Below are 13,705 nucleotides of genomic sequence, written 5' to 3'. Positions count from 1 at the left end.
GAGAGTCCGGACATGCTCCTCATTTCATGCCCCAACTGCGGCTCGCGCGACGAGACCGAATTCCATTACGGCGGCCAGGCCCACGTGGCCTACCCGGAAAACCCGAACGAACTGACCGACAAGGAATGGGCCCATTTCCTGTTCTACCGGGAAAACACCAAGGGTATTTTCGCCGAACGCTGGCTGCACAGCACCGGCTGCCGCCAGTGGTTCAACATGCTCCGCGACACCGTCACCTATGACATCAAGGCCGTGTACGCGATGGGCACGCCCCGACCTGACCTGGCGGCAAAGGCAGCCCCGGAATCCGGCACTGCCAGCCTCGCCGCGGACAGCACCACCACCGGCACCGCCGCGCCCAGCATTTCCGGCACCAGCATCGCACCGGCCGCTTCAACAGCCAGCACCACCGCCCCGGAAGGAGCAACCAAGTGACTTCCCAGAACGCCCGCCTCGCCGACGGCGGACGCATCGACCGCACCATCTCCTGGCGTTTCACCGTGGACGGCGAGGAATTCACGGGCCACCCCGGCGACACCCTCGCCTCGGCCCTGATTGCCAACGGGCGGATCTCCGCCGGCAACTCGCTGTACGAGAACCGCGCCCGCGGCATCATGTCCGCCGGCGTTGAGGAATCCAACGCGATGGTCAAGATCTCCCCGCGCTTTCCCGGCGACGTTGCCGAGTCCATGCTGCCTGCCACCACCGTCACCCTGGTGGACGGCCTGAAGGCTGAACTGCTTAACGGCCTGGGCAAGCTGGACCCGGAGGAAGACCGTGCGGAGTACGACAAGAAGTACGTCCACACTGATGTCCTGGTCATCGGCGGCGGCCCGGCCGGCCTCGCCGCGGCCCGCGAGGCAGTCCGGACCGGCGCCCGCGTGATCCTGATGGACGACCAGCCGGAGCTCGGCGGATCCATCCTCTCCGGTTCCACCGCCCCCGGGCTGGCCGAGACCATCGAAGGCAAGCCGGCCCTGGAATGGGTGGCGGACGTGGAAGCCGAACTGGTATCCGGAGCCGAATGCACCGTCCTGAACAGGACATCCGCCTTCGGCGCGTATGACGCGAACTACGTCATCGCGGTCCAGAACCGCACCGACCACCTGTCCACCCCGGCAGCACCCGGCGTCTCCCGCCAGCGGATTTGGCACGTGCGTGCTAATCAGGTGGTGCTTGCCCCCGGCGCCCACGAACGCCCTCTGGTCTTCGAGAACAACGACCGCCCCGGAATCATGCTGGCCTCCGCCGTGCGCAGCTACCTCAACCGATTCGCCGTAGCCGCCGGGCAGCGCGTGGTCATCAGCACCACCAACGACAGCGCCTACGCCCTGGCCGCTGACCTGCGCGCCGCCGGCGTCAAGGTGGCGGCCGTCGTCGATGCCCGCCCCCAGCTCACCGACGTGGCGGGTGCCGCCATTGAAGCCGGCACCCGGGTGCTGATCGGCAGCGCGGTGGCCAACACCGCCGCGGACAGCACCGGCCGCCTGAACGCCGTCACCGTCCGCAGCATCAACGACGACGGCGAACTCACCTCCGGCGTCGAAGAGATCGCCTGCGACCTGCTGGCAGTTTCCGGTGGCTGGAGCCCGCTGGTGCACCTCCACTCCCAGCGGCAGGGCAAGCTGCGCTGGGACGATGAGCTGGCCGCTTTTGTGCCGAGCACCGTGGTTCCCAACCAGCAGACCATCGGGTCCGGCCGCGGCAGCTTTGAACTCGCGGACGTCCTTGCCGAGGGCATCTCGGCCGGAGCATCGGCCGCCATCGCCGCCGGGTTCGAGTCCGCGACGCGGCCGTCCGCCATCGGTGAGCCGAAGGCTTCCGCTCCGACCCGCCAGCTGTGGCTGGTCCCGGGCCAGGCCGGCACGCCGGATGTCTGGCACCACCACTTCGTGGACTTCCAGCGCGACCAGTCCGTGGCAGATGTGCTGCGGTCCACCGGCGCTGGCATGCGGTCCGTGGAGCACATCAAGCGGTACACCTCCATCAGCACCGCCAATGACCAGGGCAAGACCTCCGGCGTCAACGCGATCGGCGTCATCGCCGCTGCACTCCGCACCGCCGGCGAAGCGTCCCGCGGCATCGGCGACATCGGCACCACCACCTACCGGGCTCCGTTCACGCCGGTTGCGTTCGCGGCACTCGCCGGACGCCAGCGCGGCGAACTGTTCGACCCCGCCCGCAAGACGTCCATCCACCCGTGGCACGAGGCCAAGGGTGCCCTGTTCGAAGACGTGGGGCAGTGGAAGCGGCCCTGGTACTACCCGCAGGACGGCGAGGACATGGATGAGGCCGTGCTGCGCGAGTGCGCCGCCGTCCGCGAATCCGTGGGCTTCATGGACGCCACCACGCTCGGCAAGATCGAAATCCGCGGCAAGGATGCCGGTGAGTTCCTCAACCGGATCTACACCAACGCCTTCAAGAAGTTGGCCCCGGGTTCCGCCCGCTACGGCGTGATGTGCATGGCGGACGGCATGATCTTCGACGACGGCGTGACCCTCCGTCTCGACGACGACCGGTTCTTCATGACCACCACCACCGGCGGCGCCGCCAAGGTGCTGGACTGGCTGGAGGAATGGCTCCAGACTGAATGGCCGGAACTCGACGTGCACTGCACTTCGGTGACCGAACAGTGGAGCACGATTGCCGTCGTCGGGCCTAAGTCCCGCGCCGTCCTCGCCAAGATGGCTCCCGAACTCGCCGCAGACGGTGGACTGGAAGCCGAAGCCTTCCCGTTCATGACCTTCCGCGAAACCACCCTCGCCTCCGGCGTGCAGGCCCGGGTCTGCCGGATCTCGTTCTCCGGCGAACTGGCCTACGAGATCAACGTGCCGTCCTGGTACGGACTCAACACCTGGGAAGCCGTGGCCGCCGCCGGGGCCGAATTCAACATCACCCCGTACGGCACCGAAACCATGCACGTACTCCGCGCCGAAAAGGGCTACCCGATCGTCGGGCAGGACACCGACGGTACCGTCACCCCGCAGGATGCGGGCATGGAATGGGTGGTCTCCAAGGCCAAGGAATTCATCGGCAAGCGCTCTTACGCCCGGGCCGATGCCCAGCGCGAGGACCGCAAGCACCTGGTCAGCGTCCTGCCCGTGGACGGCTCCATCCGGTTGCCGGAAGGCACCCAGCTCGTGGAAAAGGGCATCAGCACCAGCCCCGCCTACGGCCCGGTCCCCATGCAGGGCTTCGTCACCTCGAGCTACCACAGCGCCGCGCTGGGCCGCTCGTTTGGGCTGGCACTGATCAAGAATGGCCGCAACCGCATTGGCGAGACCCTGGTGGCCGCAGCCGGCGACCAGCTGGTTGATGTTGTTGTGGCAGAAACCGTACTTTTTGACCCCGAAGGGACCCGCAAAGATGGCTAATTCAGCAGCACTCGAAGGCATCAATGGACTCCGGGACATCCGCCGCAGCCCCGCCTCGCACCTGGCCGCAGCGCTGGAAGCGGGCTCCGTCCAGGGCAAGGTTGTCCTCGCCGAAGGCCCCTTCCAAACCATGGCGGGAGTCCGCGTAGACCCCCGCTCCGAGGAAGGCTCGCGGATCGCTGCCGCCACTGGCGGCCTGCCGGCACGCTGCGGCGACGTGGCAGGCGCCGACGGCGTCAGCGTCCTCTGGCTGGGACCATCCGAGTTCCTGGTGGTTGCCCCGGAACAGGCCCACGATTCCCTGGGCGGCAGCCTCATCGGTGCCCTCACGGAGGCGCTGGCCGACGCCCCGGGCCAGGTGGTGGACCTGTCCGCCAACCGCACCACGTTCGAACTGTCCGGCCCCCGCGCCCGGGCCGTCCTGGAAAAGGGCTGCGCCCTGGACCTGCACCCCCGCAGCTTCACCACGGGAACCGCCCTGAACACCGAGGTGGGCAACATCCCGGTGGTCCTGCACAAGACCGGGGAGGAAAGCTTCCGGCTCTTCCCCCGCGCCTCGTTCGCGGACTTCCTGGGCCGGTGGCTGCTCGACGCAATGCGCGAGTACGCCTCGCCAGAGGTCCCCTGATGGCGCTTAGCGTCCTGGACCTGTTCTCCGTTGGCATCGGGCCGTCGTCCTCGCACACGGTCGGCCCGATGCGGGCGGCGAAACTGTTCGCCGACGGACTCAAGGGCGACGGCCACCTGAGCGCCACCAGGCGCGTCCAGGCTGAGCTGTTCGGTTCGCTCGGTGCCACCGGGCGAGGCCACGGCTCGGACAAGGCCGTGGTCCTGGGCTTCAAAGGACTGGACCCGGAAACCGTGGACACCACCACGGCCGACGACCAGGTGGCCGCCGCAGCCCTCGACGCCGAGCTCATGCTCGGCGGAGACCACCGGGTGGACTTCAACTGGGACGAGGACGTGGTGCTGCACCGGCGCAAGTCCCTCCCGGCCCACCCCAACGGCATGACCTTCCGCGCCCTCGACCACGCCGGAGCCGTCCTGAGCGAACGGAGCTTCTACTCCATCGGCGGCGGCTTTGTGGTGGACGGCGACGCCGACGCCGCCGACCGTGTGGTGGCCGACGACACCCCCCTGCCGTACCCGTTCACCACCGCCGACGAACTCCTGGCGATCTGCAAGCGCGAAGGCATGTCCATCTCCGACGTCATGCTCGCCAACGAACTCACCTGGCGCAGCGAAGCGGAACTCCGCGAAAAGCTGCTGGCCCTCTGGGCGGTCATGCGTGAATGTGTGGACAACGGCTGCGCCGCGGAAGGCATCCTTCCCGGCGGGCTGAACGTCAGGCGGCGCGCGCCGTCGTTATTCCAGACCCTGACCGCAGACACGGGCGTGACCGATCCCCTGCGGGCCATGGAGTGGGTGAACCTGTTCGCCCTGGCGGTCAACGAGGAAAACGCCGCGGGCGGGCGCATCGTCACGGCCCCGACCAACGGCGCGGCGGGCATCGTCCCCGCTGTCCTGCACTACTACGTCAAGTTTGTTCCGGGAGCCAACGACGACGGTGTGGTGCGCTTCCTGCTGGCTGCGGCCGCCGTCGGAATCCTGTTCAAGATCAACGCCTCCATCTCCGGTGCGGAAGTGGGGTGCCAGGGCGAGGTGGGCTCGGCCTGCTCCATGGCGGCCGCGGGCCTCTGCGAGGTCCTCGGCGGCACTCCCGAACAGGTGGAAAACGCCGCCGAAGTGGGCATCGAACACAACCTCGGCCTGACCTGCGACCCCGTGGGCGGCCTGGTGCAGATCCCGTGCATCGAACGGAACGCCATCGCCAGCGTCAAAGCCATCAACGCCGCCCGCCTTGCCCTGCACGGCGACGGCAGCCACAAAGTATCCCTCGACAAAGCCATCAAAACCATGAAAGAAACCGGCGCCGACATGAAAACCAAATACAAAGAGACCTCCCGCGGAGGCCTCGCCGTAAACGTCATCGAGTGCTGAGCCCGTGAAGTACCGGTAGCCCCCGGGTGGGAAGAGACACCCGGAGCAAGTCCCATTACCAAAATGCCTGGTTTCACAGGCATCCCGCCCCTTTGGAGCAAGAAGTGTCCCTTAGACCACTCCCGTACGAACACCTCACCGTCGCCGGCAGCAGCCGCGTCAAGCGGGGCATGGCTGAGATGCTCAAGGGCGGCGTCATCATGGACGTCGTCAACGTCGAACAGGCCCGCATCGCCGAAGACGCCGGTGCCGTTGCAGTGATGGCGCTGGAACGCGTTCCGGCCGATATCCGTGCCCAGGGCGGCGTGTCCCGGATGTCCGATCCGGACATGATCGAGGCGATCATCGACGCCGTGTCCGTGCCGGTCATGGCCAAGGCCCGGATCGGCCACTTCGTCGAGGCCCAGGTCCTGCAGTCCTTGGGCGTGGACTACATTGACGAGTCCGAGGTCCTGACCCCGGCCGACTACGTCCACCACATCGACAAGTGGAACTTCACGGTTCCCTTCGTCTGTGGCGCCACCAACCTGGGTGAGGCGCTGCGCCGCATCAACGAGGGCGCGGCCATGATCCGTTCCAAGGGCGAGGCCGGCACGGGCGATGTCTCCAACGCGACCGGGCACATGCGCCAGATCCGCGCCGAGATTGCCAAGCTCGCGGCCCTGCCCGAAGATGAGCTCTACGTCGCGGCCAAGGAACTGCAGGCTCCGTACGAACTGGTCAAGGAAGTTGCCGCCGCCGGCAAGCTCCCCGTGGTGCTGTTCACCGCGGGCGGCATCGCCACCCCGGCCGACGCCGCCATGATGATGCAGCTCGGCGCCGACGGCGTGTTCGTCGGTTCGGGCATCTTCAAGTCGGGCAACCCGGCCCAGCGCGCCGCCGCCGTCGTCAGGGCCACAGCCTATTTCGATGACCCCGACGCCATCGCCAAGGCCTCCCGCGGCCTCGGCGAAGCCATGGTGGGCATCAATGTGGACGACATCCCGCAGCCGCACCGCCTCTCCGAGCGCGGCTGGTAAAGCAAATCATGTTGGGTATGAGCCCGAGCAAGACCTCAGCCGGACGTGGGCCGCGTAGCGACTGGGCCCGGCTGACGGGTCACACGGTAGAGGTGTGGCTCTTGGGGGAGCACATCATGACCGGCGTCGTGGAACAAGCCGCTGATGACGACTCCGTCCTTTGGATTGCGGCCGCCGGAACCAGCACGCGAAGGCTCTTCGATAAGCCGACGGGATACCGGATCCTGGCCTAGCCGCTCAGGGTAGGTCCCTTCCTCCGATCGGCAGGCGATGACGCGAAGACGGACGTGCCTCTAAGGGCCGGACACCTCACCCCGTCTCCCTTCAGAGCAAAATCCCTGCGTGGCGTCGCGCCGCCGCTCGCGTACGCCCTGTGGGATAATCCGTAGAGTGGTCATTACCGGACCGCTCCACGATTAGAGGGGCCGCAGTGCGAGCGACAGCAACAGCCGGAAGCGCTCAGCGGGCTATGGGCGCCATCAGCAATTCTCAGGTTCCCAAGCACGAGCAGCTGCGGGTGATTATCCTCAAGCTGGTCAAGGAGGAACTGGAGCCGGGGGCGCGGCTTCCCAGTGAGCGGACGCTCATGGATTCTTATGGCGTCAGCCGGATTACGGTCCGAGCGGCCATTGGCCGTCTTGTCAATGAAGGACATTTGGTGCGGGTTCCGGCCAAGGGTACCTTCGTGGCGGATTCCCCCGTTCAATCCACCCTGCATTTAGCCTCCTTCACGCAGGAGATGGAGGCCATGGGGCATGTTCCCAGCACGGTGGTGCTGGTGGCTGAGGCCGCTGATGCTCCCGATGCCATCGTTGAGGCATTGGGTCTGGGGCAGGGGTCCGAAGCTATCCATCTGCGTCGCCTTCGCCTGGCGGACGGTCGGCCGGTGAGCGTTGATGACGCTTGGTATAACCCTGACTATGCGGGTGGCCTGCTGGACATTGACTTGACCGGTTCTGTCTACAGGGCCCTTGCCGCACAGTTCGGCTACCAGATCGACCGGGCCCGGCAAAGCGTCCGCTCGGAGGGGGCGCCGGCGGATGTGGGGGCGCTTCTAGGTACAGGCACCGGGGCGCCGGTGCTGGTGTTTGACCGCGTTTCATTCTCGGGAAACCTGGCGATCGAGCATTCCCGCTCCTGGTACCGGTCCGACCGGTACTCACTGACCATGGAAGTGCGGCTTTAGGGCCGCACTTCCATAACCGGGCATTAGTCCATGGAGAACAGGCCGACGCCGGCAGCTACTGCTCCGAAGGCCATGAGTGTGGCTGTGTCCGGCTTAGTGTCCAACACGACGACGGGGCTCACCATTGAGTAACCGGCTGCAAGGGCAGCTGTAGGGTCCACGTGCATGATCGGGGCACCGGCACTGACCGTGTCACCTTGGGCAACCAACAGCGTGAAGCCTTCGCCCTTGAGCTTCACAGTGTCGATGCCTACGTGCGTCAGGACGCCACGGCCGGAATCCTCCACCACCACGAAGGCGTGCGGCAGGAGCTTGACCAACTTCCCGGCCACGGGCGAGACAACGTCGAAAGCTTCGCCTGCAGACGGCTCCACTGCTGCCCCCGATCCCACCATCTGACCGGCAAAAACGGGGTCCGGCACTTGATTGAGGGGAATGACAGATCCGCTCAGTGGCGCGTGGACGATCAACTGCCCCGCCACTAGAGGAGGTCCTCGATATCCTCGGCGAGAGTATCAGCTTCAGGACCGACGACCACCTGGACGGCAGTGCCTGACGAGAACACTCCGTGCGCTCCGGCGGCCTTCAGCGAGGCTTCGTTCACGAGCGAGGAATCCTTCACTTCCGTGCGGAGGCGGGTAATGCACGCTTCCACCTCGACGATGTTCCCGGCTCCGCCAAGCCCTTCTACGATCTTTTCTGCTTTGGACATAACACTGCCCTTCTGACGGTGCCTCCAGAGGCACGTTCCTGAACACCCCGGTCGGCGACCACGGTGGGACTAATTCTGCGCGTTATCGTCGGCACTTTCACCGCCTGGCCGGCGGATTCCTACCTTGACAGGCGGCCGTGGGATGAATCACACTGAACTGGTCATAACCAGACAGTACCGGTTGAAGCCGTCACTCCACAAGCCCCACTCAATCCGCAGAGGTGCAAACATGTCATCATCCGAGACCGCCGCCCTGGCTCCAGAGAAGAAGCCGAACAGGGCCTTTGCCAACCTGCAGCGCCTTGGCCGCTGCCTGATGCTTCCCATCGCAGTACTTCCCGCAGCGGGCCTCCTCCTGCGCATCGGCCAGGCTGACCTGCTGGGCGCCATTCCCGGATTCGAAGGAGGCGCTGCCGTGATCTCCGCCGCCGGCAACGCCGTCTTCACCTGGCTTCCGCTGATCTTCGCGGTGGGCATTGCCATCGGCTGGGCAAAGAAGGCAGACGGATCCACGGCACTGGCAGCCGTGGTGGGATACATGGTGATTGACGGCGTCTTCAAAGCCATGTCCCCGCTGGTACTGGCAGGCCAGGTTGACCCTGCCGGAAAACCCGCGCTGATCAACTACGGCGTCCTGGCCGGCATAGTGGTCGGCCTGCTCTCCGCAAACCTGTGGCAGCGGTTTTACCGCACGAAGTTGCCGGACTTCCTGGGATTCTTCAGCGGCCGGCGCCTGGTGCCCATCCTGACGTCCGTTTCCAGCCTCGTGGCCGGCGTCATCCTTGCCCTCGTTTACCCCTTCTTCAACGCGGGACTCTCCGCCGTAGGCGAGGCAGTAGCCGGTAACGCCGTGGCCGGCGGCGGCATTTACGGTTTCGCCAACCGCATGCTCATTCCAGCAGGCCTGCACCACATCCTGAACTCCGGTGTCTGGTTCCTGATCGGCGACTACACCGACGCTTCGGGGCAGTTGGTCCGCGGCGACCTCAACCGGTTCTTCGCCGGCGATCCCACGGCAGGCGTGTTCATGACCGGCTTCTTCCCCATCATGATGTTCGGACTTCCCGCCGCCGCCCTGGCCATCTGGCGCCACGCCAAGCCGTCCCAGAAAAAGGTGGTGGGAGGCATCATGCTCTCCACAGCCCTCACCGCATTTTTCACTGGCATCACCGAACCGCTCGAGTACTCCTTCATGTTCGTTGCCTTCCCGCTCTACATCGTCCACGCTGCACTGACCGGAACCTCCATGGCGCTGGTGAATGCGCTGGACATCCACCACGGCTTCACCTTCTCTGCCGGGCTGATCGACTTCATCCTGAACTTCGGCAAAGCCCAGAACGCCTGGCTGCTTATTCCCATCGGACTGGGCTATGCGGTGATCTACTACTTCCTCTTCTCCTTCGTGATCAAGCGCTGGAACCTGCGCACCCCGGGCCGCGAGGGCGACGAAGTCACTGTCGACACCGAGGCAGCAAAATAACACCCGACTAACTGCACCCCTTCCCACAACAGCAACTGAAAGCATTCCTTCCCCATGGAAATCGTTATCCTTCCCACGGCAGCCGACGTGGCGCGCACGGCAGCAGACGCCATTGAGCAGCAAGTCCGCAGCGGTCCCTCGGTCCTTGGCCTGGCCACCGGGTCCACCCCCCTGGGCACCTACCAGGAACTCATAGAGCGCCACCGCAGCGGCGGGCTGAGCTTCGCCACATCACAGGCCTTCCTGCTCGATGAGTACCTGGGCCTGGCCAGCACCCACCCGCAGTCCTACCATTCGGTGATACGTGGGGAGTTCACGGACAGTGTGGACTTCGGGGCGGATGCGGTGCACGGCCTGGACGGGACGGCAAAAGATCCTGCCAGTGAGGCCCTGCGCTATGAGGCCAGCATCGAGGCAGCGGGAGGCGTGGATGTCCAGATCCTGGGGATTGGAACCGACGGCCATATCGGTTTCAACGAGCCGATGTCCTCCCTGGCCTCCCGGACCCGGATCAAGACGCTGACCCGGCAGACCCGGCAGGACAACGCGCGCTTCTTCGAGAATCCTGCGGACGTTCCGGACCATGTGCTGACGCAGGGGCTGGGCACCATCGGCGAAGCACGGCACATCCTGCTGCTGGCCATGGGGGAGTCCAAAGCTGAGGCCATTGCGGCAGCCGTGGAGGGTCCCGTGGCGGCGATGTGCCCTGCATCAGCCCTCCAGCTCCACCCCCATGTCACGGTTTTGGTGGACGAAGCGGCTGCCTCCAAACTCGCCCACCGGGACTACTATCAGGACACGTTCGGGCGGAAACCTCAGTGGCAGGGACTCTAAGCGTGGCGGGGAAGCGGCTCGTGGCCGGCAGGCACAGTGTGGGGCAAGGTCTCCAGCGGACCTCCACCTCCATATCGCCGCAGCTCGAGCTGGCGGTTGAAGATGCCAGCGGCGTGCGCCTCGCAGCATCCGTGGGCGCTGCAAGGGTGGAACTCTGCGCGGCCCTGGCCGAAACGGATGGCATCACGCCAAGCATCGGAACCATTAAGCAGGCCTGCCAGGTGGGCCTGCCGGTCCACGTCCTGATCCGGCCCCGCCCGGGAAACTTCACCTACACGGGTGAGGAGATTGAGGTGCTGGAGCACGACGTCGCTGCGGCCTTGGATGCCGGGGCCGCCGGCGTCGTGGTGGGCATACTGGCGGCCGACGGCGGCCCCGACGTTGCAGCGCTGCGCCGGATTTCCGGGCTGGCCCGCGAACAACATCCCTCTGCGGAGGTGACGTTCCACCGGGCCTTCGATGCTGCTCTGGCTGCGGGCGTGGATCCCGCTGAGGCCCTGGCCAGACTCGAACACACAGGGGTTGACCGGGTGCTGACCAGCGGAGGCAAGCCCCACTGCACCGCCGGCCTGCAGATGCTGATCCGGTTGGTGGAAATGGGACGGACCCACGCTCCTTCGGTACAGATCATGGCGGGAGGCGGTGTAAGGCTTGGACTCGTGCCCGCGCTGCTGAAAAGTGGGGTCCACGCTGTCCATTCCTCAGCCCGGACGCAAGACCCTGCGACTGGGACCAGGGCAAATGCGGCCGATCCCCTGCTCGCTGCCAGCCTGGCCGCGGCACTGGCAGCAGGAGGCTACGAATGATGGGCAAGGCACAGATACTACGAGGCCGCATCGTGTCCAACACCATGGACATCGATGACGGGCTCATCGCCGTGGACGGCGGCCACATCACGTACGCCGGACCGGCATCAGGGTTCCGCGGGGACCCAGATGCGGGGGAAACCTCAAGTGCTGGCGTTGAATCTGGTCCAGCCGGCCGTATCCTGCTTCCGGGCCTTGTGGACCTGCACTGCCACGGTGCCAACGGCTCGGATTTCTCCGAGGGTTCGGTGGAGGGCGCCCGTTCTGCTGCCCGCTACCTTCACAGCCGCGGAACCACCACGCTTCTCGCCAGCCTGGTCACTGCAGCGCCGGCAGATCTGCTGCGGAACCTCAAGGCGCTGCGGCAGGTGGAGGAGGAAGGGCTGATTGCAGGCTCACACTTGGAAGGCCCCTTTCTCTCGGCCGGACAGTGCGGCGCGCACGACCCCGCGTTGTTGCTGGCACCGGACACCGGTCTGATGGGCGAACTGTTCGAAGCGGCCGGCCCCTCCCTGGCCTCCATGACCCTGGCCGCAGAACTCCCTGGCGCGCCAAGCCTCGTGGACCTGCTCACCGCCCACGGGGCACTTCCCTCATTGGGACATACGGCAGCGGATCACCCAGCCGCCGCCGCATTTTTGGAACGTGCCGCTGCGGGACTCGCCAAAGCCCCGAACGCCCTGATGGGGCGGCGCCCAACGGTGACCCATCTGTTCAACGCAATGCCCGGACTGCACCACCGCTCTCCCGGCCCCGTCTCCGCCTGCCTCAGCGCAGCACGCGCCGGGGACGCCGTAGTGGAGCTGATTGCTGACGGGGTCCATCTCGCCCCCGAAACGGTCAAAACAGTTTTCGAACTGGTGGGAGCGGAAAACATCGCGCTTGTCACGGATTCCATGGCTGCGACCGGCCTGCGGGATGGCCAATACCGGCTGGGCGCACTGGCGGTGACCGTGGATGGAGGCGTAGCCCGTGTGGACGACACCGGGGCCATCGCCGGTGGAACAGCCACATTGCTGGAGGTTGTCCGTGCCGCCGTCGCTGCAGGTGTTTCCCTGCGCAACGCCGTCACCTCCGCGAGTGCCGTGCCGGCAGCAGTCCTTGGACGTTCATCGCAGGCGGGCGACCTCCGTGCAGGGATGCGTGCCGACGTCGTCGTGGTTGATCCGGACCTGAACCTCGCTGGCGTGCTGCGGGGCGGGGAATGGGTGGCACCACCCCGACAGAACCGCTCCTAACGACACGGGCGGCGGGGCCGCCGGCGGCTTATCCCACCAGCCAGGCAACAACCACCAGTGCGCCCACACTGAGCACCGTGGTGCACAGGATGACGTCGCGGGCCACGGTCATGCCGCGGCCGTAGGGGGAGGCGAAGAGGAAGACGTTCTGGGCGGTAGGGAGCGCCGCCATGATCACGCTGGCCAGCAGGTGCTGCCCTTCCAGCCCAAAGACAAACCGGCCCAGCACCCAGACGATGAGTGGCATGCCGGCAATCTTGAGGAAGGTGGCCACGAAGGTTTCGGTGCGGCCATCGCCCTTCTGCAGGGGAGCCCGGCCGGCAAGGGACAGGCCGAAGGCCAGCAGGACCATGGGCACGGCCCCCGCGGCAAGCATGTCGATGGGTTTCTGCAGCAAATCAGGTGCATCCCAGCCGGTCAGTGCCACCACCACTCCCAGTGCTGAGGCAATGATCATGGGATTCGCGAACGGTGTGACGAGCGTCTTTTTCCATGAAAGCCGGGACCCGGAGGCCAACCCCATCACCGTGAGGTAGAACGGCGCCATCACCAGGAGCTGGACCAGCAGCACCGGGGCCACATGCTGCGCAGTGCCCACCGCGTACAGCGAGACCGGGATGCCGATGTTGTTGGCATTGGCGTAACTGCTGGCCATGGCCCCGACGGCGGTCTCCGCCACCGGGCGCCGGAAGAAAAGGAAACTCGCGAGGCAATAGAGAAGCCCCACGATCGCTGCCGAGAGCAGCGCCAGCGGGGCGTCGGTTCCGAGCGCGGCACGGATATCACTGCCGGCTACCACGGTGAACAGCAGGGCGGGGTTGGTGACGTAGTAGGCGGTGCGGGTCAGGGCGCCCTGGACTTCGGGTCCCAGGATCCGCAGCCGGGCGGCCAGGTAGCCCACAAAAATGACGGCGGAGACGATCAGGATTCCGGAAACTACGCCGCCCACACATGCGCCCTTCTATTTAGCTGTCTGGTTGTTTAACTATCGGGCATGGAAGTCCGCACGGCCGTCTCCTGTTGCGAAGGAGGTCCGGCCGTGCGGAAGTGTTCGG

At 66.0% G+C, this 13,705-nt stretch carries 14 protein-coding genes; 11 read left to right on the top strand and 3 right to left on the bottom strand.

All coding sequences use genetic code 11. The annotated features are described in order from the left end of the window. Positions 1-12 precede the first annotated feature (12 nt). The 7 genes from J2808_RS07755 (at position 13) to J2808_RS07725 (ending at position 7,580) form a co-directional block, all read left to right on the top strand. Positions 13-435, top strand: a complete 423-nt coding sequence (locus J2808_RS07755; protein WP_309814051.1) for a sarcosine oxidase subunit delta — start codon at positions 13-15, stop codon at positions 433-435. Further along, on the top strand, positions 432-3,374 hold the full coding sequence (locus J2808_RS07750; protein ID WP_309814049.1) for a sarcosine oxidase subunit alpha family protein: 2,943 nt from the start codon (positions 432-434) through the stop codon (positions 3,372-3,374). The genes J2808_RS07755 and J2808_RS07750 overlap by 4 nt, the downstream gene beginning before the upstream one ends. Beyond that, positions 3,367-4,002 (top strand): sarcosine oxidase subunit gamma, encoded by a 636-nt coding sequence (locus J2808_RS07745; RefSeq protein ID WP_309814047.1) that lies wholly within the window; start codon positions 3,367-3,369, stop codon positions 4,000-4,002. The genes J2808_RS07750 and J2808_RS07745 overlap by 8 nt, the downstream gene beginning before the upstream one ends. Beyond that, positions 4,002-5,375 carry an L-serine ammonia-lyase gene (locus J2808_RS07740; RefSeq protein WP_309814044.1) on the top strand — a complete coding sequence of 458 codons (1,374 nt, stop codon included), beginning with the start codon at positions 4,002-4,004 and terminating at the stop codon, positions 5,373-5,375. The genes J2808_RS07745 and J2808_RS07740 overlap by 1 nt, the downstream gene beginning before the upstream one ends. Positions 5,376-5,479: 104 nt before the next feature. Then, positions 5,480-6,394, top strand: a complete 915-nt coding sequence (gene pdxS, locus J2808_RS07735) for a pyridoxal 5'-phosphate synthase lyase subunit PdxS (RefSeq protein ID WP_309814041.1) — start codon at positions 5,480-5,482, stop codon at positions 6,392-6,394. 17 nt (positions 6,395-6,411) lie between these two features. Beyond that, the gene (locus J2808_RS07730) at positions 6,412-6,627 is read left to right on the top strand and encodes a hypothetical protein (protein ID WP_309814039.1); all 216 of its coding nucleotides are present in this window, start codon (positions 6,412-6,414) and stop codon (positions 6,625-6,627) included. Positions 6,628-6,824: 197 nt separating this feature from the next. Further along, complete coding sequence (locus J2808_RS07725) at positions 6,825-7,580, top strand: GntR family transcriptional regulator (protein ID WP_309814036.1); 756 nt, start codon at positions 6,825-6,827, stop codon at positions 7,578-7,580. 23 nt (positions 7,581-7,603) lie between these two features. Here the strand turns inward: J2808_RS07725 and J2808_RS07720 are convergent, their stop codons facing one another. Beyond that, the gene (locus tag J2808_RS07720; protein ID WP_309814033.1) at positions 7,604-8,062 is read right to left on the bottom strand and encodes a PTS sugar transporter subunit IIA; all 459 of its coding nucleotides are present in this window, start codon (positions 8,060-8,062) and stop codon (positions 7,604-7,606) included. Next, a complete protein-coding gene (locus tag J2808_RS07715) occupies positions 8,062-8,292 on the bottom strand; it encodes a PTS glucose/sucrose transporter subunit IIB (protein WP_309814029.1) in 231 nt (76 codons plus the stop codon). Before J2808_RS07715 ends, J2808_RS07720 begins: the two co-directional genes overlap by 1 nt. Positions 8,293-8,521: 229 nt before the next feature. On the opposite strand from J2808_RS07715, the gene J2808_RS07710 reads away from it, so the two are divergent. From J2808_RS07710 to J2808_RS07695, 4 genes are read left to right on the top strand one after another with little or no spacing between them, the layout of a single operon-like run. Beyond that, positions 8,522-9,772 carry a PTS transporter subunit EIIC gene (locus J2808_RS07710; protein ID WP_309814027.1) on the top strand — a complete coding sequence of 417 codons (1,251 nt, stop codon included), beginning with the start codon at positions 8,522-8,524 and terminating at the stop codon, positions 9,770-9,772. Positions 9,773-9,826: 54 nt separating this feature from the next. Next, entirely contained in the window at positions 9,827-10,606 is a 780-nt protein-coding gene (gene nagB / locus J2808_RS07705; protein WP_309814025.1) for a glucosamine-6-phosphate deaminase, read from the top strand. 2 nt (positions 10,607-10,608) lie between these two features. Beyond that, the gene (locus J2808_RS07700; RefSeq protein ID WP_309814023.1) at positions 10,609-11,412 is read left to right on the top strand and encodes a copper homeostasis protein CutC; all 804 of its coding nucleotides are present in this window, start codon (positions 10,609-10,611) and stop codon (positions 11,410-11,412) included. Next, positions 11,412-12,650, top strand: a complete 1,239-nt coding sequence (locus J2808_RS07695; RefSeq protein WP_309814251.1) for an N-acetylglucosamine-6-phosphate deacetylase — start codon at positions 11,412-11,414, stop codon at positions 12,648-12,650. Before J2808_RS07700 ends, J2808_RS07695 begins: the two co-directional genes overlap by 1 nt. Before the next feature lie 28 nt (positions 12,651-12,678). Here the strand turns inward: J2808_RS07695 and J2808_RS07690 are convergent, their stop codons facing one another. Next, a complete protein-coding gene (locus J2808_RS07690) occupies positions 12,679-13,599 on the bottom strand; it encodes an AEC family transporter (RefSeq protein ID WP_309814020.1) in 921 nt (306 codons plus the stop codon). Positions 13,600-13,705: the final 106 nt, after the last annotated feature.

The organism is Pseudarthrobacter sulfonivorans (assembly GCF_031454915.1).
In the GTDB taxonomy this organism is placed as follows: Bacteria; Actinomycetota; Actinomycetes; order Actinomycetales; family Micrococcaceae; genus Arthrobacter; species Arthrobacter sulfonivorans_C.
Note: the sequence above shows the minus strand (reverse complement) of the source record. Positions and strands in the feature narration are given on the sequence as shown.